The organism is Pseudoduganella buxea, assembly GCF_009720835.1.
GTDB classification, from domain to species: domain Bacteria; phylum Pseudomonadota; class Gammaproteobacteria; order Burkholderiales; family Burkholderiaceae_D; genus Rugamonas; species Rugamonas buxea.
Genome location: NZ_WNKZ01000052.1, coordinates 23694 through 43113, shown reverse-complemented (window position 1 = coordinate 43113; position 19420 = coordinate 23694). Strand labels below are relative to the sequence as shown.

Sequence of the window (19420 nt, the reverse complement as noted above, 5' to 3'; positions counted from 1 at the left end):
ATTACATCGAGATGTTCTACAATCCGAAGCGCCGGCACAGCTTCAGCAATGACTTGTCGCCGGTCGAGTATGAAAAGCAGTATTTCAAGCGGCTCGCGAGTGTCTAGGAAACTCGTGGCGATTCAAACTGACCATCAGCGAGCAGTCCGGTTTAGCTGCTCGCGATAATCTTCTGGTCGAAGCATTCGTGGCTGACGAGCGAATGCAGCAGGTCGGGTATCGCGATGTTATTGCCTTGTCCCTGAGCGCCCACATCGAACCATCCATCCTGATCGGCAAGCCCGCGCAATTACTGGCAAGTTTGGCTGACGGTACGCGGGCGAGCTTCCGCGGTTATATATCCGCGGTAGCCGTACTGGGAAGCGATGGCGGCTTCGCCCGCTACCGATTGCGTCTGTCACCCTGGCTATGGCAGTTGGGCGAAGTACGCAACAGCCGCGCATGGGAAAACAGCAACGTCCGGGAGATTATCGATTCAGTCTTCGCGTCCTATCTGCCGCTGGCTCGTTGGCGGTGGAGTGACGACGTTGATGCCTTTCTCACTAACGCAGGCTCGCGAGATTATTGCTGCCAGTACCGCGAGAGCGACCTCGATTTCGTCACGCGCCTGCTGACGGAAGAAGGCTTGGGGTGGTATTTCGAAGACGTCGAGGAGGACCATTGCATGGTGTTGTTCTCGGACAGCGTGGACCGTGCGGCAATCGCGGAAGACACCTCCAGTGCAAGCAAGGGTGGCATCCGATTCCATGCCGCGCGCTCCAGCGAGGAAAGCGACGCGATCCAGGCCATCTCAAACACGCGCCGTTTGATCCCCAGCGAAAGCGCCATGCTCAGCTATGACTACAAGTCGAAGAAAATCGTCAAGGCCAGCGTGGCAACAACGCAATCCAGTCGCAAGTCCCTGCCGATGCTGGAACATTACGAAGCACCAGGGCATTATTCGTTCGCCCATGCCGGCCATGCCGAACACTACGCAACGCTCCACGCTGAAGCGTCGAGGTTGCCGGCGCCACTTGGTCCATGCGCTCGACGGTACGCTCGCTGCGCCCGGGTAAGCGATTCGCTCTGGTCGATAGCCCCCTGGCGAGCAGTGCCAACGGCGCTGCCTACGTGGCCATACGGGTTTTCAGTATCGGCATTAATAATCTGCCGTCCGACGCCAGGGATGCAGTCGCCGAGATCCTGGGCGCGATCCCGGAATTATTGGAAGAGTTGCTGCCTGATGACGTCCCGGAATTCGTTGATGCCGTCCTGACCCAGGCACGCGCTACGGGTTACGCGAACTGTCTCGACGCGATCGCAGCAGCGGTGCCATGGCGACCGGCCTTTATCGACAGCCACGGAGCGCTACGCAGCCATCCACGGCCGGTCGCGCACGGCAGCCAGACCGCCCTCGTTGTTGGGGCGAACGGCGACACCAGCGCGCAGGGTGCCGACGAATTGTTTTGCGATGCACTCGGCCGTGTACGCATCCGCTTTCACTGGCAGGACGAAAATGCCAGTTGCTGGGTGCGTGTCGCACAGCGTTCGGCTGGCGGAGGCATGGGCAGCCAGTTCCTGCCCCGCATTGGCCAGGAAGTGCTTGTGCAATTCCTCGAGAACGACATCGATCGTCCGATCATCGTGGGGGCACTCTACAATGGCCGAGGCGAAGGTGGCGTCGTACCCACGCCAGGCGGCCGAGCTGGAGATGATGGCAGCATGGACAGCTTCGCGCCGGCCCATGACCATGCCACTTCCGGACAAGGCAATCTGGCCTCGGGAAACAGCCCGGTGTGGCACGGCGCTTCCGCCGACAGCAACGGTCACCGCAATGGTGCCGCCCAGTGGGGCGTGCGGACCAAGGAATTCGGTGGCACCGGCTATAACCAACTGGTCTTCGATGACACCGACGCGCAAGGCCGTATTCAGCTCAAATCCAGTCATGCGGCCAGTGAGCTGAACCTGGGTCACCTGATCCACAGCGCGGACAACTATCGCGGCAGCCTGCGTGGTCAAGGCGTTGAACTGCGCACGGATGCGTACGGCGCGGTTCGGGGGGGCGCTGGATTGTTGGTGTCGAGTTACCGAATGACGCACGCAGCGCAAGGACGTGATCCTGCCGGGGACAATGCCGCAGGTATCGCCCTGCTGAAGCAGGCCACACAAATAGCGAAAACGTTCAGCGACGCAGCAATCACCCATAAAACAGTTGCGCTGGCAATGCATGTGGGAACGATCAACGCCGACGCGAGCGTCATTGACGAACAAGCTGCGCCGTTGGCCGCGATGCTCAAGGCCGTATCCGGGATGGTCGATGCCGAATCGCTCGATGCTGCAAAAGCCGACGCTTCGGAAAAATCAACCGATCCGGGCGGAGGAAAACTTCCACACTCGACTGATCCGCTTATTGCACTATCGGCCAAAGGCGGTCTGGGGGTCACGGCGGGTCACAGTGTGCAATTGGCCAATGGCGAAGCAATCACACTGATGAGTGGCCAGGATACGCAATTCGTGGCCGGCGGACAGTTCCGCATGCACACTGGCCAGGCGATCGGTATCCTGGGCGGCGCGATGGCGCCCGCAGATGGCGGCCTGGGCTTGCAACTGATCACTGCCAAAGATGAGCTGGACATGCAGGCGCAATCCGATACGCTGAGCATCCAGGCAAGGGATGAGGTGACGATCGTCAGTGCCAACGCGCATGTCGATTGGGCAGCAGCCAAGCGTATCAGTTTATCGACGGCGGGCGGCGCAAACATCACGATCGAGGGCGGGAATATTACAGTTCAAGGCCCCGGTAAGATCACCATCAACGCGGGCAAGAAAAGCTTCGATGCACCGGACTCACTGGACTACCCGATGCCCCGACTGCCAACCGGTGCACCGGTTTGCGTCGAATGCCTGATCAAGGCGCTTCGGTCGGGCTCGCCACTTGCCGCGGTGGTGGCATGAGGGACCCGCTCTACTTCACGGTCGATGACGTAGTCGTCAAGAACGCGGTACAGGAACTGTCCACCTTAATGCTGAATTCACCGGAAATGACGTGGGCAGCCCTGGTGGATGGCGCATTCGACTACCCGACCTGCGATACGACGCCTTATGCAAGGTCCGGCATCAACTGCTTTGCCTCTGCTCAGTTCGAGGGTCTGGAAAAGGCCGCGCCATGGCTCGTGCCCCTTACCCTCGACGCTACGTTGCAGCAGCAACTCACCGTGCTCCTCAGGCATTGCCAGGGACGCCCAATGCTGAGCTTCGCCGCCAGCAGGATATCGCTTCATGAATTGCGGGGAGCATGGCAAGGGCTGCACATGGTGAACGTCATCGATCATCAGCAGCTGCTGCTGCGCTTCGCCGACACAAGGGTGCTGGCGGCGCTGCCGTCGATTCTGGATGCCGATCAGTGGGCAAGCATCAGCTCTCCCCTGGCCGACTGGGTTTATTATGACAGGACAGCACGACTAAGCCGCTGTCCGGTAAGCCTCCGAAGCAACGCTAGTATCGGTATCACGCTGAACACTTCACAGCTCGACCAGCTCCTCCAACTTTCGCATCCGGACGCGATGCTGGCCATGATTCTCGAGTCGATTCCGGATATCGTTCCCGAGAAAATCAGTTGCTCGCGGCGCTATGCACTGGTGGCGGATTCACACGATATCGCATTGAAATTTGGCGTGAAATGTCCAGCTGACGTGTTCTCGCTCGCCGTGGCGTCATTATTGAGCGATGGTGCAAGCAATATCGATAGTGGGCTCTTTTCCATACTAAAGGAAAAATCTTGGCCCGAGAATGGTTTGGGCGAATATCTTGTCGAACGCGGAATTCTATAGCATGTATCGACCCATGGATTCCATCGACATCACGTACTGCTGCAGACTTCCGAACATGAATCATAATTTAATGAACTACACACTTGAAACCTATGATACCGTTTAGAAAAAAATCGATCGCTACGTTGTTTTTATTCTCGATCGCTACTACATTTTTGAGCGGGTGCAGGGATAATAGAACAGCAGTAAGTATCACAGCTTACAACCACATGAAGGATCTCTCAATCGCCGGGCTGTATGTAGATGGGGTCATGGGGCCAAACGCAAGTGCGGACGGCGGCGGCGGAGCCGAAACCTGTTGCATTTTGCTTCCAAACATTTGGCGACCGGGTTTGACTGCGAAGATCTGGTGGGAATATGATGGAATGATTGCAGACCTGATACCTCCACCACCACCCGCTGAAATCTCCGTTCCAATACCGGAATACAAGACCCCAGACAAACTCCAGATACATTTCTACAAGGATAGGATCAAGATTGTAGTATCACCTTGCTCGCCATACCACCCGTTTTATCCAATGTCGAAAGAGGATCTGGCCCCTTGGGAAGCCTCTGGGACGAAACAGTCAATGGCCGAAACAGCCCGTCGCGGAGGGGGTACAATTGATTGTTAAAAATGCTATCAAGCGCCATCTTGAATCATGGAAGTTCGCACACCTTGATGTACTGGAAGAGGTTGATAACTGTATGCGCACCCTTCAACCAGCGACGCAAGGATTCATGTTCGCCCCCATTCATCGTACTGAGATATATGAACCATAAAATCACGAGCCGAACCCGAATATTAAGTTCCATCAAAAATTTCTGCTTGACACTGATTGCGAGCCTCCTGATGGTCGGCTGCGGAGAACGAACTACAGCCGTCAGTATCACTGGATATAACCATACTACAGATATCTCTATTTCGGAATTTTATGTAAATGGAGTTATGGGTCCCAATGTCGACTCTGAGAGCGGGGGCGCAGAAACCTGCTGCGTTGCTATCCCAACGGTCTGGCGGCCCGGCTTAGCCGTTAAAATATGGTGGAAATATGACGGCTTTACAGAGGAAACCACGCCAGCATCTCCATCGGCGGAAATTGCGATACCTATTCCTGAATACAAGGTTCCTGGCCGCCTGCAAGTTCACTTCTACAGAGAAAAAATAAAGATAGTTGTTTCACCTTGCTCTCCTCAGCATCCATTCTATCCCATGACGAAGGATGACTTGGCGCCTTGGAAAGCATCCAGCACCAAAGAGTCGATGGCTGAGGCAGCAAAACGCGGAGGAGGCTCAGTTGAATGCTAATATCGAATTTGCGCATAACCCAGAACTGAGCAAGACGCGATCCGTATTGAGGCCGTTGACTGCCAGAGAAAACATGCTTAGAGCGAAGGCGTTATCCGCGCGGACAAACGTTTCGCAAAAGCTGGCATGTTCCGGACAAGTTTTTGCTGGCATATTTTTCGACGGCACGGGAAATAATGAAATGCTGGATTATATCAGCGTCCGCAATCAACCAAAAAAACAAAAACACAGCAATGTCGTTCGCCTATTTCATGTGTACAAAACCAAGGTAACGGAAGGTACAGACCGTTATTTTCAATATTATATTCCGGGCGTCGGAACACCGTTCCCGGAGATTAATGATTCCGGTGGAAAACTGGGGACGGGTGCCTCGTGGAATGGCGAACCTCGACTAATCTGGGGGATTACGAGAGTTTTCAACGCAGTAAGCAATTTCATCAGCGATAAGGATGTGATTCCGAGTGACCTCGCTGGAAAAATAGCTCAGAATATTGGCGGGTTTAGCAGTTTCGCAGCGTTGCGCGAGCACGCCTTTGGGAAATATTGGGTCGAAGAAGTAAAAAAATTGGTCGCTAATCAACGGAAAAATCGGCCGCGGCTCGATCAGATCAATTTGTCAGTATTTGGATTCTCCCGTGGGGCTGCGGAAGCACGAGCCTTTGTAAACTGGCTGTACGCGATTTGCGAGAAGGCTGATGGTGGCTATAGTTTCGCTGGCATCCCAATCAGGGTAGAATTTCTCGGAATTTTCGATACCGTAGCCTCAGTCGGACTTGCAGGAGGTTTTTCCAGCGGGCTACTCGGGGTAGAGGGGCGCCAATCCTGGGCTTCGAATAATATGCAAATCCATCCGGGAGTGGAGAGCTGTCTCCACATTGTGGCCGCCCATGAGGTACGTTCCACGTTCCCCCTTGACTCAGTGCGAATCGACGGAAAATACCCGCCCAACGTCAAGGAATACGTCTATCCCGGCGCACACTCGGATGTAGGTGGCGGCTACAGCGAAACATCGCAAGGTAAGTCGGAAGCCCTCGCCAGAATTCCTGGTTTTGAAATGTATTGCGCTGCGCTTGCTGCGGGGGTACCGTTCCGGTCACTTTCCGAATTAAAAATGGATATCAAAACTGCGCTTATACCAAATCAAGCAGGGAGGGATGCGTTTGATGCATACATGAAGGCTGCCAGCGTCGCGCGCGGCCCAGTCGAAGAGATGACACGGGCACACATGGGACACTATTTAACCTATCGTCACCAGGCAAGACGTGAACCGTACACTCATCCTTCCGCCCAGCCTTACTACATGCGACCGTTCTTTCAAAGAACGACGAAAGAAAAAGAGTTCTTACAAGATTCGCAGCAGCATTTCATAGCCATTCTGGCCGCCGCGTGCGTCTATATGGAGGATTGCATGAAAGGTGATGAGGAGTTTGACACGTATTTGGATCAGCCTTTTCAATCTCTCGGCAAGGGAGTATTGGGACTGCTGACAGCGCCCAATACTCTCGCTGCCCGCCGTATTCTGGCCTTATTGGACCGACAAGATGTCGGAAAAAACGACCAGATTGCGAACGATCTCGGGGCCATCTTGCAGCGGTGGAAAGCATGGCTGAATACACGTGGCTTTCCCCTCCTTAGAGATGAAAAGTCGCCAGAACGTGATCTGCTGACTGTTATCGAATCAATATCGATTCAGCCACAATCTGCGGCAATTTACGAATTTTTCGACTACTGGGTCCACGATTCGATGGCAGGCCTAGCATCGGACGGCGTCAATGAGTTCCTGTTGAATGGCATCGGACTGGCGAAGTTCCGGCGCACTTATTTCGGCAACAATGGTGACCAGATGCTGAGGGAACGGACAGCGGCATTGAACGAAGAGGCCCGTGCTGCGGCGGCCCAGCGGCGCAAGCGGCGCGCGTAGTGGGCGCTACAGGAGCACCCCACGGTGGTCAGCGATTGCAATCGAACAAAAAAAGGGCGGCCAAGGCCGCGCTTCCTGAGTCGCCGGGGAATCAGCCTCCGCAAGCCTTGACGGGCGCGCCCAGCGCCGCGGCGGCGGCGGCGACGGCGGAGTCGGTGGGTACGACGGCCTTCTGGTTCGGCTCGATCAGCGGCATCAGGCTGGGGGCCAGCACCGTCAGCAGCTGCACCGGCAAGGCGCTGGTGAAGTCGTAGTTCTTCGAGTCCGGGCCGTGCACGTAGGCCGTCATGCTGCCGAAGAAGCGCTCGCCGATATTGAAGACGAAGGTGGCCGAACGGTTCACGTAGCGGGATTCGATCAGGCGCCCGCCGCCGGCATACACGTCGAAGCGCTGGTCGCCCGTGCCCGTCTTGCCGCCCACGGCGATATTGCTGCCGTCGGCTGCCGTGAAGGCCGTCTTGGCGCGCTTGGCGGTACCGTCCGAGACGACGCCGCGGATTTCGTCAGCCACGACCCGTGCCACTTCCGGCGCCAGTACACGTTCCGACGTCACCTGCTTGGCGCGGGCCACCGTCGTGTCATACGGCGTGCCGGCGGCGAAGTGCAGCGACTCGATGCGCTGGGTCGGCTTCCTGACGCCGCCGTTGACGATAATGCCCATCATCTCGGCCAGCGCGGCGGGCCGGTCGGCCGACGCGCCCAGGGTGGTCGCGTACGACGGCACCAGCGAATCGAAGGGGTAGCCCATCTTCTTCCACTGGCGGTGGATTTCCATGAACGCTTCCATTTCCAGCAGGCCGGCGATGCGGCGGTCCTGGGCGTGCTTGCGGTGCGTCTTGAACAGCCACTGGTAGACTTCCTGGCGCTCCTTCTCGGACGCGGCCACCACCTGGCTCAAGGTAGCACCTTCGTTCTGGCGCAGGTAGGCCACCAGCCACAGTTCCAGCGGGTGGACATTGGCCAGGTAGCCGCGGTCGGCCAGGTTCCACTTGTCCATCGCGTACTGCTCGTACATCTTCTCCAGGCGCTCTTGTGGCACTTCGCTTTGCGTCGTCAGGTTACCGTTGACGAACATGGCGAATTCGCCCAGCGACGCGTTGGGGAACAAAGTGCGGTGGATATTGGCCAGGCGCAGCGGCGTCGGGCGCACGCTGTCGACCAGGATGCGATCGAGCTGGCCCTTCGGCTTGCCCTTGTACTTGGCGTAGAAGCGGTACAGAAATTCCTTGCCTTCCTTGTCGGCGAAGCGTGCCAGGTACTGGGCCCGGCGTGGGTCGTCGGCATCGGCCAGCAGGCTGGCCGAGGAACCGGGCATCTGGAACGAGTAGTAGCGCACGACGTCGCGCATCAGGCGCACGAACAGCAGGTTGGTCGAGCGGCGCAGGCCTTCGCGCACGGACAGGATGCGGCCGTTGTCTTCCTTCGAGAAGTTGCCGAAGTAATGCAGGCCGCCGCCCGTGAAGAAGCCTTCGCCCGGATTGCCCGAGTACTTGCGCTCCATCGCCGCGTTCAGCATGGCCGTCAGGTCGCGCCCTTCCATCGGCGTCATCGCCAGGTATTCGATGCCCCACGTGCTCAGGCGGTCCTTCGGATCGACGGTGATCTTCTGCAGTTCGGCCGCGCTCATGCCGCCGTATTTTTTATGCAGCTGCTCGATGATGTCCAGGTAGGTCACCAGGGTGCGCAGCTTGGCCGTCGAGCCCAGGTCCAGCTTGGCGCCTTCGTTGATGTCGAGGGGCTGGTCGTAGTTATCCGTCTGCACGCGCAGGTAATTGACCTTGTCGCCCTTCTCCAGCAAGGTGAAGCTGTAGACCACGTTGGCGGGGTCGCCGTTGCCCAGCATGCCCTTGCCCGTCAGGCCGGCCTGCTGCGCGCTCTCCGCTTCGCGCAACTGGTGCAGCATCGACGTCACGGCCTTCTGTGCATTGGCGTCGAGCGTGCTGACGACCGACAGGTCGAGGCGGTCCAGGTTGTACATGCGGTTGTCGCCCAGCAGGTTGGCCAGGTGCACGCGCACGGCGTTCGACGCCTTTTTCGTCACGTAGTTCATCGGCGGCGCCGATTGCAGGCCGTTGCCCTGGGCCGGGTGCAGCTTTTCCTTCAGCGCCGCGTCGCGCAGCGCCGGCGTGATGATGCCGGCCTGCGCCAGCACGCGCAGGTGGCTGTTGGCGAGGATTTCCAGGTCCTCGCCGCCCGCGCCCAGGTAGTGGCTGGGGCGGCGCTGGGCGATCAGCAGCGACAGCGCTTCCTTGAACGCCAGCGCGCTGCCCGGCTTGTCCATGCGGCCCGACAGCAGGTCGTTGACTTCGTTGAAGTCACGGCCATACCAGACCCACATGCCGTCGCCGATGCCGTTCACTTCGCCATAGCCCGGCTTGGCCGACAGCGGCACCGTGTTCAGGTAGTCGACCACGATCTGGCGGCGCACGGCCGTCGTGTCGGGGCCCTGCTGGTAGGCGCGCAACGTGGCCGACACCATCTGCTGCAGCTTGTCCTTCATCGAGCCGGTCCGCCCTTCCGGCGAATGGCGGTACTTCTCGATCTGCGTGGCCAGGGTGCTGCCGCCGGCGGCGCGGCTGCTGGCCAGGCCGACGGCGCTGACGGATTTTTCCAGGATGGCCTTGGACAGGCGGTCCCATTCGACGGCCGGGTTCCTCGTCGGGTATTTGTTGTCCAGCAGCTCGCGGTTCTCGATGAACAGCAGGCTGTGGATCAGGGCCGTGGGCGCCTGCTCGAAGCCCGGGTAGATCCGTTCCGGGTAGCTGGCCGTGAACAGGGGCTGGGCGCGGCAGTCGTAGATGGTCAGGCCCGTGCGGGTCTTCTCGCGGAAGGTGGTGAACACGCCCATGTCGGAGAGCTGCATCATCTTCGGCGAGAAGCGCGACTGCGAAGCCACTTCGTAGTCGCGCTGCTTCAGCCGCGCCAGGTAGTCGGGCAGGTTGGCATAGCCGAGCCGCTCGTCGTACGGGCTGTCGTGGGGGAAGCGGATGGCCTTGCTGGGGCCGGGCTCGACCTTGTAGTTGAGCTCCTTGACGAGGCCGCTGAAGTAGCGCGCCTGCATCGTCGAGCTGCGCATCTCCTGGATCGCCCACCAGATGAACAGCGACAGCAGCACCAGCATCAGGACGATGAAGGCGTTGCGCGATCGCTTGCTCTTGCGGGGTTCGGAGGGCGGCGGCGTCGCCGGTTGTTCGTCGTCCAGGCTCTGGCTCTCGTGGTCGGTTTGGGAAGACATAGGTGGGTTCTTGCTGCGTAGTGTGCTTGCTGCTTCAGTATTCGTGCTGCGTGTGTGACAAAATCCCGTGAGAACGTTTGTTACATCGTTGCTGCGTGCTTGGTTGGGTTCACTGCGTGGTGCATTGCGGCACCGGGCCGAGACGTACGGCGTATTGCCATTGCACCACATCGGCCCGACGCGCACAGCCGAACTGGGCGATTATTTGACGCGTGCCTGCTATTTTCGCAAAAAAACAACGTGGCGCGGCCACAGTTGGTTGACCTGTCAACACCCCGTCATGGGTGTGTCACGGCCCTGTCATCGATACGCGCCGGGCCCTTGGCCGGGGCACGTCATTGCTGCACCCGCACATACTCGGCGCGCAGCCGATCCAGCCCGGCGCACAGCGCGTCGAAAGCGGCCGCCACCTGGTCCGGCGCGCCCTTCACGCCCAGTTCGATATGGCGGCGCGTGGTGGCATTGCCCACGCTGGGCAGGCTGAATATCTTGATGCCGGGCCAGGCCGATTCCAGCGCCACCATCAGCGGCGTCAGCGCCGATTCGGCCGCCTCGTAGACCAGCACGGCCCGCTCCGCCCGCGGCGTGCGGTTGAACAGGTCGGCATGGTGCGTGTCGAGCACCCATTCGATCATCGGCCAGGCCATCACGGGAAAGCCCGGCACGAAGTAATGGGTGCCCAACGCGAAGCCGGCCACGTTGTTGTACGGGTTCGGAATCAGTTCCGCGCCTTGCGCGAACTCGGCCATCTTCAGGCGTTGCAGGTTTTCCGGCGCGCCCAGGTCGGCTTCGTTGCCCGCCTCGCGCGCCATCTGCACGATGCGCTGCTCGATATTGCGCCGGCCCTCTTCATGCAGCACCAGCGGCCGGCCCAGCGCGGCGGCCGCGGCCTGGCGCGTGTGGTCGTCCGGCGTGGCGCCGATGCCGCCGCAGGAAAACACGATGTCATGCGTGGCGAAGGTGCGCTTCAGGGTGGCCGCGATGCGCTCCGGCTCGTCGCCCAGGTACTCGGCCCACGACAATTGCAGGCCGCGCGCCGCCAGGATCTGCACCACTTTCGGGAAGTGCTGGTCGACCCGCTTGCCCGACAGGATTTCGTCGCCGATGACGATCAGTCCGATGTTCATTGGTTTACCTTCATGCGTTCACCTCGATGGGATTGGCCGCCGTGCGCGCGCGCAGCTGCGCCAGCGCCTCCAGGCAGTAGTACTGGAACCACAGGGCCGTGAAGATGAAGATCAGCACGTACAGCCACATCATCAGGGCCAGGAACAGGGGCAGGAACACCACCGCCAGCACGGCACCGCCGGCCATCAGCAGCGGCGGCAAGGCGCCGGCCGCCCCCGAGACGAGGCCGATGACCAGCAGCTCCCAGCGCCGTTCGCGCTGGATGGTGTGGCGCTCTTCCACGCTGGCGTGGTCGGCCAGCGCGTCGTAGGACATCACGCGGCTCGTCAGCCAGCCCCACAGGCAGGCCGACGACACCATCGCCAGCGGCGGCAGGATATACAGGGGCAAGGTGGCCAGCCAGATGACGATGAAGACCATGAACGAGGACACGGCCGCGCCCAGGCCGCCCAGCAGGCTGCCGCCCCGCTTCATCTCCAGTTTCGGATAGTGGCGGCTCGATACGTGGCGCACGATGACGGGCATGGCGGCCACGTTCATGAACAGCAGCGCCGTCAGGATCATCAGCGGCAACAGCAGCAGCAGCGCGAAGAACGGCACCACCAGCGACTTCAGGAAGCCCAGGCCGATCGAATCGAGCCAGCTGCTGGTGCTGCGGAAGATGTCGTAGTCGACGAAGCTGGCGTGCAGCCAGTCCATCAGCGGCTGCAGGCCGAAGTACAGCACGACGCCCCACAGCAGCAGCGACAGCAGCAGCGGCACGGCCGACAGGATCAGCATGCGTCCGTGCAGCTGCGACAGCACGGCGCGCCCGTAGGCATTGGCGACGGCGCGCATCAGCCGGCCCTCCGCCTGGCGAATTCGACCATCCGCTTCACCCCCAGCCACTGCTGAAGCCAGAAGCCGCGGCCGTAGTCGCGGCCCGGCTGCGTGCTGCCGTCGGCGCGGGGGCGCGGCATCTGGTCGCGCACGCCCGTGCGGGCAAACGCCGGCGTGAAGTTGGCGGTACCGAACAGGATGTCCCACACGGGCAGCTGCACGGCGAAATTGCAGCCGCCCAGGCTGCCCTTGCCCTGCGATTCATGGCCGATGCCGATCGCATGGTGCATGCGGTGGTAGCGGGGCGACACCAGCAGCCGCTCGCCGATGCGGCCGAAATGGAGGCGCACATTGGCGTGTTGCAGGCTTTGCAGGACGCGCGACAGCGACACCAGCAGCACGTACTGGCCCGGCGGCACGCCGATGGCCAGCGCGATCAGGGCCAGGTAGACGTCGCGCAGCAGGTCGTCCAGCAGGTGGTTGCGGTCGTCGCTCCACAGGTTCATGTCCTGCTGGCTGTGGTGCAGGCTGTGCAGGCCCCACCACCAGCCCAGGCCGTGCTGGGCGCGGTGATACCAGTAATCGAAGAAGTCCAGCACGACGAAGTAGAGGGCGAAGCTGAGCAGCGGGCCCATGTCCGGCACCAGGTTCTCCAGGTTGAACGGGCGCACGTTCTCCAGCCGCAGCCAGCCGGCCACGCCGTCCATCAGGGGGTCCACCGTGAAGAACACCAGCACGGGGAACAGGCCCAGCCGGTGCAGGAAGGTGTACAGGAAATCGTTCCAGCGGGCGCGCCGGTCGGACAGGGGATGCACCGGCAGCAGCGCCTCCATCGGCCGCAGCACGAGGAAGATCAGCACCAGCTCGCACAGGCCGATCAGCAGCCATTCCGTGCCCTCGAAGGCATCGTCGAGAAAATCGGCCAGGCCGGCCTGGAACATGGCCGGTTCGATCAGGGCCTGGAACAGCCAGCCCTGCGCCTGTGCAAACCAGTCGGTCAGCAGATGAATCATCTTGTTTTTATTTCGCTACGTTGTTGGGTCGGTCCCCGGCAAAGCCGGGATGCTCGCGCAGGGTGGCAAAACAGAAGCCCTTCTTTTCCAGGCCGGCGATCAAGGGCTCCAGGTTGGCCGGCGCCCACGGGTCGCGGCGCGACCAGATACCCATGTGGGCCATGAAGATATCGCCGTCGCGCAGGCCGTCCAGTGCCTTCTTCAACAATACAGCATTCGGAAAGGCGCTGCTGGAAAGCTCATCGCCGGAAAAGCCGGCCGGGGCCCAGCCTGCGTGCGCGTAACCGCAGCCGCGCGCGGCCGCTATTGTACGCGCAGAAGTACGTCCGCCGGGAGCGCGCCAGAAGGGATCGAGGTGATTGCCAGTCAGCTCGTGGAAGCGGGTGTCGACACGCCGGATTTCGTCGCAGTATTGCGCCGCGCTCCATGCGCGGCGCTGACCCGCCTCCTTGCCGAACTGGGGCTTGACGACGATGCCGCCGCCGGCGCCGTCCCTGACGTAATACACGTGGTCGAAGGTGTGGGAACCGAAGGCATGGCCCTCGGCAACCCTCGCCTTCCAATACGGCGCCCAGGAAGGGTCGAGCGCATGGTCGCCCCGCACGGTCTTCTCGTTGGCGAGGAAGAACGTGGCGCGGATGGCGTGGCGTTTCAAGGTGGCGGCGACCAGCTCGGCCTGCGACTGGCTGCCCGTATCGAAGGTCAGGTAGATCGTGCCGGTGCATCGGGCCGCCGGCCAGGCCGGCGCCGCGGCGCCCAGCAGCGCCAGCGCAGCGAGGATGCCGGGCGGGCGCACCTTACATCCGCGCGGAAGCGTTGGCGAAGTACACGCCGTGCGGCGAGCGGCCCACGGGAATGTACTTGACCACCTTGCGGCTGGCCAGGTCGATGACGGCCACCTTCTTGATCCAGCGCAGGGTGACCCACATGGTCTTGCCGTCGGCCGTGATTTCCATGCAGTCCGGACCGCCCGGCACATTGATCTGGCCGACGTTTTCCAGGGTCTTCTGGTCGATGATGTTGATCGAGTTAGCGACCCGGTTCGACACATAGGTGTAACGGCTGTCGCCCTGGGCGCGGAAGTTGTGCGTGCCGGCGCCGGCCTTGATGCGCTTGACGGTCTTCTGCGTGCGCCAGTCGATCACTTCCACGTAGTCGCTGCCCATGATGCCCACCAGCAGGTACTTGTCGTCCGGCGTCATCGCGATCCCCGCCGGGAGTTTGCCGACGGGCATGGTCCACTTGACAGTCTGCGTGGCCAGGTCGATGGCGCTGACCTGGTCGCTGCCCTGCTGGGTCACGAAGGCCATCGTGCTCTTCGCGTCGAAGGCCACGTGGCTGGGCAGCTTGGCCAGCGGCAGGCGCTTGGCCAGGGTGAAGTCCTTGCCGTTGAAGCGGTACAGGTCGACGTGATCGAGCCGCAGCGCCGTGGCGACGAACCACTTCTGGTCCGGCGTGAAGCCGATCTGGTACGGGTCGACGATGTCCTTGATGCGGCGCTGCACCTGGCCCGACTTCGGATCGAGGAACAGCAGTTCGTTGCCCATCGAGCTGGCCACGATCAGCGACTTGTTGTCCGGCGTGGGCATCAGGTGGTGCGGTTCCTTGCCGACGGCGATGGTCTGCAGGCTCTTGTAGGTGGCCTGGTCCAGCAGCTGGACGGTGGCGTCGCGCGAGTTGAGGACGACGACCACATTGGACTGCGCGGCGTTCGATTGCGCGACGGAAGCGTGCGCCTGCGCGGCGGCCAGCAGGCAGGCGGAAACGGCGATGCGACGGAAGCTGCAAAACATGAGGTTCGCCCGGGAGGTTCGGAAAGCTCTATTTTAAGAGCAAAGCCCGGGGTAATTACTTACGGCAACTGCGTTTAAGGGCCGATTAAGTCCTGGTTGCACTCGAAAAACAACGACCTTTCCATATCGTCATCGCTCCACCGCGCGTCGTCATTGCCAGGGTATTAACGGCGCGTCGCCGCATGGCGCTTTGGCCTGCCATGCACTACAATCGTCAGCCCGACTGACCAAACAAAAGGAACCTTCATGTCCATCACCACCACCCCATCCGGCCTGCAGTACGACGACGTCAAGGTCGGCGAAGGCGCCGAAGCGAAAGCCGGCCAGAACGTGACGGTGCACTACACCGGCTGGCTGCGCAACGACGACGGCAGCAAGGGTGCGAAATTCGACTCCAGCAAGGACCGCAACGATCCGTTCGAGTTCGCGCTGGGCGCCGGCATGGTCATCCGCGGCTGGGATGAAGGCGTGCAGGGCATGAAAGTGGGCGGCACCCGCACCTTGACCATCCCGGCCGAACTGGGCTACGGCGCTCGCGGCGCCGGCGGCGTGATCCCGCCGAACGCCACGCTGATCTTCGACGTCGAGCTGCTGGGCGTGTAATGCGCGTGCTGGCCGCAATCGTCCTGGCAGCCGGCATGCTGTCCGGCTGCGCCGTCGTGGCCGTCACCGGTGCCGTGGTCGGCGCCGGGGTGGCGGTGGCATCGACGGCGGTGGACGTGGGCGTCGCGGCCGGCAAGGGCGTTGTCTACGTGGGCCAGGCTGCCCTCGGTTCGGACGACGACGAGGACGACGACAAGAAGAAGTAAGCCACCCGCCTGGGCGGCATGACGAACGAAAGGCAGCCTCGCGCTGCCTTTTCTCTTATGGGGGCGAGTGCAATGTCAGCGCTGCCAGGCCTTCTGCATGGCGGCCTGCTCGGCCCGGCCATCGAGCGCCTCGCCGGACATGCGCTGCTCGATCGACAGTTCGACCTGGGACGGCATCGCGTCGACGATGGCGGCGCGCTCGTTGCCGGCCAATGCGGGCCGGGGATTCTGCACCAGCACGGGAATGCGCCACTCCTGCCCCGTCTTGCAGGCCAGGCCGTCGATCTGGTGGCTGCCGCTGCCGCTGGCGAAGCTGCGGCAGTAGGCGCCGTCCGTGGACACGAAGGACATGGCGATGCGGATGGTGCCGACCGCGGCGGCCGGGCCCGCGCCGCGCGCCGCCGACGGCTGCTGTTCCAGCGCCGTGGCCAGGCGGCCCTGCGCCACCAGGGTGCCGTCGCGGCTTGCCACGAGGTCGGCGCGCACATCGTCTTCCTGCAGGTAGGACAGGCCGAACTTGCCGGCCACGACACCCAGCATCAGCACGCCGGCCAGCGCACCCCATTCGCGCCAGGACCAGCGCCGTTCGCGGCCGGCCTTGCGCGCGGCCTGCTGCGTGGCTTCACGGCGCGCCCGCACCACGTCCAGGCTGACCACGGTGGCCTGCCGCAGGGGCCGCACGCGCTGGCCCAGCGCTTCCTCGCCCGGCGCGAAGCCGGCGAAGTTCGCACGGCGCATCTTGCACTGCTCGACGCGGCGCGCCAAGGTGGCATCCCTGGCACAGGCGGCTTCGACGGCGTGGCGCGTCGTTGCGTCCAGTGCGCCATCGGCATACGCCATCAGGGTTTCATCGGAAAAAGTCATGATCGTGTCCCCGCCTTCCAATAGGCCGCTTCCCAGCCAGTTCGCGCGGCTCGCCATCTTGTTCGGCTTCGTGATCAGCCTTGGCGTTCAGCCGTTCCTGCCCGCTTTTCGGGGGCCCGCTCTTGCAAGCGGGCCTCTCGCGGCTTCATATTAGCACCGGGTTGCGCCCATGCCGCGCCCCGCTTGCCGCTACCGTGCAGTGCAGCATGGCCGCCGCGGACCCCGCGCGTGCCCCATTTCGGGGGAGCCCAGGCGCCATATGGGTTTGTTCAACGAGAAAGCATTACTTTCGGCAAATATTATGCTAATCTGCGCCCTCTATTAACGAAGGAGGTAGTAATGAAAAAAGGCGAACTGATTGCTGAATTTGCGAAACGTACCGAAATGTCCGGTGCCGCCGCCAACGATGCAGTGAACACCCTGATTGCCATCGTTACCGAACGTCTGAAAAAGGGCGACACGGTCGGCATCACCGGTTTCGGCACGTTCTCCGTCGCCAAGCGCGCTGCCCGTAAAGGCCGCAATCCGGCAACCGGCGAAGCGATCAAGATCGCGGCGTCGAAGACCCCGAAGTTCTCGGCTGGCGCGACCTTGAAGGCGGCCGTCAACCCGACCAAGAAGAAATAAGCACGTAGTACGCACCAGGCAGAACCGGAACGGCGGTTCAGGACTCGCAGCGCGCGGGTCCTGAACCGCCGTTTTACGTTGGGGCCGTATTGCAGTTTGGAACAAGTCCTCTACAGTTTTCCGCCGGTGCGCCGGGGCGGATTTTGTATGATGGCGCATCGCCAACCAAACGAGGACCACGATGAGTCTGCAAGAACAATTCGACCAGGCCATGGCCGATTCGAAGAACCTGCCGGAACGCCCGGACAATATGACGCTGCTGAAGATCTACGCCCTGTTCAAGCAGGGTTCCAGCGGCGACGCCACGGGCGAGCGCCCCGGCATGACGGACTTCGTCAACCGTGCCAAGTTCGACGCCTGGGCCGCGCTGAAAGGCACGTCGCAGGAAGATGCGCAGCAACAGTACATCGACCTGATCGCGGACCTGAAGGGCTGAGCCAGCCCCCAGCGAAAAAGGCCGGGAACGCGCAAGCGTCCCGGCCTTTCTTGCGCCCGGCGCATCGGCACATCACGCCGCGCCGAACACCTTGCGCATCTTTTCTTCCACCTTGCTCTGGATGGCCGGGGCAAAGGCGCCATACAGGAACCCCAGCTTGATCTGCATCTGCGCCTGGCGCGGCGCCAGGGTCAGCTCGCCCTCGACGCCGCTGCGCTCGAAACGCAGCACGTCGCCCTGCCAGTTGCAGGTGAGATCGAACTCACGGGCCAGCTTTTCCGCCACCTGCTCGGCCGCCGCGCGGGCCGCCGCCGGTTCCAGATTGTGTTCCTGAATAATATTGATCATGCTGTGGGCAAAAGGCGCAATGATGCCACAGCCCTACAGCAGGCGGAAGGCGGCCACGGCAACAAGAGTGGGCGGCAGGGCCGCCACCAGCAGCCCCAGCGCGGAAACCGTCTCCAGCCGGAAGTGGTTCTTCAGGATCGACATGCCGGCCGGGTTGGGCGCGTTGGCGATCACCGTCAGCCCGCCGCCCGTGACGGCGCCCGTCACCAGCGCATACTTGAATTCGTCCGTCAGGCCTTCCACCAGCGAGCCCAGGTAAGTGAGCGCGGCGTTGTCGGTAATGGCCGTCAGCGCCGTGGCACCGTAGAACACGGCCTCGCTGCTAAGGCTCATCAGCACTGGCTGGAGCCACCAGCCCTGCTGCCCGCCCAGCACCACCAGGCCGGCCAGGAAGAACGCCACCATCAAGCCTTCGCGCAGGATCAGCCGGTCCTGGAAGCGCTCGTACGCATGGGCTACCCCGAGGAAGAACAGGAACAGCCCCATGAAGACGGCCGGGTGGTGGGAAAACACGACGACGCCGGCCAGGAAGGCCACGTGCACCAGCACCAGCGGCAGCGGCACCCGTTCCTCTGCGGGCGCGGAAACAGGCCGGTGTACCGTCAGCTCGCGGGCGAACAGCAGGACCAGACCGACGGCGTTGACCAGCACGGCCACGGCCGCCTTCCAGCCGATCTGGCCCAGCATGAACTGCAGGTCCCAGCCCCACTTGGCCGCCACCATCAGCACGGGCGGCGCCGCATACGGCGTCAGGGTGCCGCCGATCGAGACGTTGACGAACAGCACGCCGATGGCGGCGTATTTCAGCCGTTCGGAAATGCCGCCCGCGTACAGCCGCTCGGCCAGGATCAGGGCGCCCAGCGTCATCGCGGCCGGTTCCGTGATGAACGAGCCCAGCAGCGGCACGACGGACAGCACGACGACGACGAAGCCCATGCTGCCGGGCAGCGGCACGGCGCGCGCCAGCAGCGCCACGACTCCCTTCGTGGTCTGCAGGATGGGCCGGGTGGCGGCGATCACCATGATGACGAAGACGAACAGGGGCTCCGTGAAATTGCGGCTGTCCACATAGGCCACGGCCTGGCCGGTGCCGGACGTGGCGCCGATGAACACCACCAGCACCAGGGCCCAGAAGCCGAACACCACCTCCACCTCGCCCAGCAGGTGCCAGATGCCGGCGTGGGCGGGAAAGCGGTGGGCGATGCGCTCGAACAGGCCGGCGCTGAAGGTATGCAGGATGGCGATGGCGAACAGGGCCGCGCCGGCGATTTGAATGGTGCTGGGGGTCACGCGCATCTCCAGGGTCGAGATTTCCATTGTACGACAGCAA

General features: G+C 62.0%; 20 protein-coding genes. 11 read left to right on the top strand and 9 right to left on the bottom strand.

All coding sequences use genetic code 11. From position 1 onward, the window contains the following. The 7 genes from GM672_RS17320 to GM672_RS17295 form a co-directional block, all read left to right on the top strand. A partial coding sequence (locus tag GM672_RS17320) for an IS3 family transposase (protein ID WP_155471785.1) occupies window positions 1–107 on the top strand: 107 nt, incomplete at its 5' end. Window positions 108–187: 80 nt separating this feature from the next. Further along, window positions 188–1255 carry a type VI secretion system Vgr family protein gene (locus GM672_RS29765; RefSeq protein WP_308807497.1) on the top strand — a complete coding sequence of 356 codons (1068 nt, stop codon included), beginning with the start codon at window positions 188–190 and terminating at the stop codon, window positions 1253–1255. Window positions 1256–1308: 53 nt separating this feature from the next. After that, the gene (locus tag GM672_RS29760) at window positions 1309–2934 is read left to right on the top strand and encodes a DUF2345 domain-containing protein (RefSeq protein WP_308807498.1); all 1626 of its coding nucleotides are present in this window, start codon (window positions 1309–1311) and stop codon (window positions 2932–2934) included. Further along, on the top strand, window positions 2931–3809 hold the full coding sequence (locus tag GM672_RS17310; RefSeq protein ID WP_170300114.1) for a DUF4123 domain-containing protein: 879 nt from the start codon (window positions 2931–2933) through the stop codon (window positions 3807–3809). The genes GM672_RS29760 and GM672_RS17310 overlap by 4 nt, the downstream gene beginning before the upstream one ends. Window positions 3810–3901: 92 nt before the next feature. Next, on the top strand, window positions 3902–4423 hold the full coding sequence (locus GM672_RS29980) for a DUF3304 domain-containing protein (RefSeq protein WP_371867080.1): 522 nt from the start codon (window positions 3902–3904) through the stop codon (window positions 4421–4423). A 137-nt stretch (window positions 4424–4560) separates the two neighbouring features. Beyond that, window positions 4561–5097 carry a DUF3304 domain-containing protein gene (locus GM672_RS17300; RefSeq protein WP_170300113.1) on the top strand — a complete coding sequence of 179 codons (537 nt, stop codon included), beginning with the start codon at window positions 4561–4563 and terminating at the stop codon, window positions 5095–5097. Beyond that, on the top strand, window positions 5087–7018 hold the full coding sequence (locus GM672_RS17295; protein WP_170300112.1) for a T6SS phospholipase effector Tle1-like catalytic domain-containing protein: 1932 nt from the start codon (window positions 5087–5089) through the stop codon (window positions 7016–7018). The genes GM672_RS17300 and GM672_RS17295 overlap by 11 nt, the downstream gene beginning before the upstream one ends. A 91-nt stretch (window positions 7019–7109) precedes the next feature. On the opposite strand, the gene GM672_RS17290 is transcribed toward GM672_RS17295, so the two are convergent. The 6 genes from GM672_RS17290 to GM672_RS17265 form a co-directional block, all read right to left on the bottom strand. After that, on the bottom strand, window positions 7110–10253 hold the full coding sequence (locus tag GM672_RS17290; protein ID WP_155471780.1) for a transglycosylase domain-containing protein: 3144 nt from the start codon (window positions 10251–10253) through the stop codon (window positions 7110–7112). Window positions 10254–10588: 335 nt separating this feature from the next. Further along, window positions 10589–11380, bottom strand: coding sequence for a competence/damage-inducible protein A (locus GM672_RS17285; protein ID WP_155471779.1), 792 nt, complete (start codon window positions 11378–11380; stop codon window positions 10589–10591). A gap of 10 nt (window positions 11381–11390) precedes the next feature. Further along, window positions 11391–12218, bottom strand: a complete 828-nt coding sequence (locus tag GM672_RS17280) for an EI24 domain-containing protein (protein ID WP_155471778.1) — start codon at window positions 12216–12218, stop codon at window positions 11391–11393. Further along, complete coding sequence (locus GM672_RS17275) at window positions 12218–13213, bottom strand: sterol desaturase family protein (RefSeq protein ID WP_155471777.1); 996 nt, start codon at window positions 13211–13213, stop codon at window positions 12218–12220. Before GM672_RS17275 ends, GM672_RS17280 begins: the two co-directional genes overlap by 1 nt. Window positions 13214–13220: 7 nt before the next feature. Beyond that, a complete protein-coding gene (locus tag GM672_RS17270; protein WP_170300111.1) occupies window positions 13221–14009 on the bottom strand; it encodes a polysaccharide deacetylase family protein in 789 nt (262 codons plus the stop codon). A 1-nt stretch (window position 14010) separates the two neighbouring features. After that, the gene (locus tag GM672_RS17265; RefSeq protein ID WP_155471776.1) at window positions 14011–15006 is read right to left on the bottom strand and encodes a YVTN family beta-propeller repeat protein; all 996 of its coding nucleotides are present in this window, start codon (window positions 15004–15006) and stop codon (window positions 14011–14013) included. Between the two features lie 246 nt (window positions 15007–15252). On the opposite strand from GM672_RS17265, the gene GM672_RS17260 reads away from it, so the two are divergent. Both GM672_RS17260 and GM672_RS17255 read left to right on the top strand, forming a co-directional pair. Continuing rightward, window positions 15253–15609, top strand: coding sequence for an FKBP-type peptidyl-prolyl cis-trans isomerase (locus tag GM672_RS17260; RefSeq protein ID WP_155471775.1), 357 nt, complete (start codon window positions 15253–15255; stop codon window positions 15607–15609). After that, window positions 15609–15815 carry a hypothetical protein gene (locus tag GM672_RS17255; RefSeq protein ID WP_155471774.1) on the top strand — a complete coding sequence of 69 codons (207 nt, stop codon included), beginning with the start codon at window positions 15609–15611 and terminating at the stop codon, window positions 15813–15815. Before GM672_RS17260 ends, GM672_RS17255 begins: the two co-directional genes overlap by 1 nt. A gap of 75 nt (window positions 15816–15890) precedes the next feature. On the opposite strand, the gene GM672_RS17250 is transcribed toward GM672_RS17255, so the two are convergent. Next, on the bottom strand, window positions 15891–16679 hold the full coding sequence (locus GM672_RS17250; protein WP_155471773.1) for an anti-sigma factor: 789 nt from the start codon (window positions 16677–16679) through the stop codon (window positions 15891–15893). Window positions 16680–17018: 339 nt separating this feature from the next. Between GM672_RS17250 and GM672_RS17245 the strand changes: the two genes are divergently transcribed. Both GM672_RS17245 and GM672_RS17240 read left to right on the top strand, forming a co-directional pair. Next, entirely contained in the window at window positions 17019–17306 is a 288-nt protein-coding gene (locus tag GM672_RS17245) for an HU family DNA-binding protein (RefSeq protein ID WP_050409188.1), read from the top strand. A gap of 181 nt (window positions 17307–17487) precedes the next feature. Next, window positions 17488–17742 carry an acyl-CoA-binding protein gene (locus GM672_RS17240; RefSeq protein ID WP_155471772.1) on the top strand — a complete coding sequence of 85 codons (255 nt, stop codon included), beginning with the start codon at window positions 17488–17490 and terminating at the stop codon, window positions 17740–17742. 72 nt (window positions 17743–17814) lie between these two features. Here GM672_RS17240 and GM672_RS17235 read toward each other — a convergent pair whose 3' ends face one another. Together GM672_RS17235 and GM672_RS17230 are read right to left on the bottom strand one after the other, a co-directional pair. Continuing rightward, on the bottom strand, window positions 17815–18090 hold the full coding sequence (locus GM672_RS17235; RefSeq protein WP_155471771.1) for a polyhydroxyalkanoic acid system family protein: 276 nt from the start codon (window positions 18088–18090) through the stop codon (window positions 17815–17817). A 33-nt stretch (window positions 18091–18123) separates the two neighbouring features. After that, the gene (locus tag GM672_RS17230; protein WP_229417789.1) at window positions 18124–19407 is read right to left on the bottom strand and encodes a putative Na+/H+ antiporter; all 1284 of its coding nucleotides are present in this window, start codon (window positions 19405–19407) and stop codon (window positions 18124–18126) included. Window positions 19408–19420 lie beyond the last annotated feature (13 nt).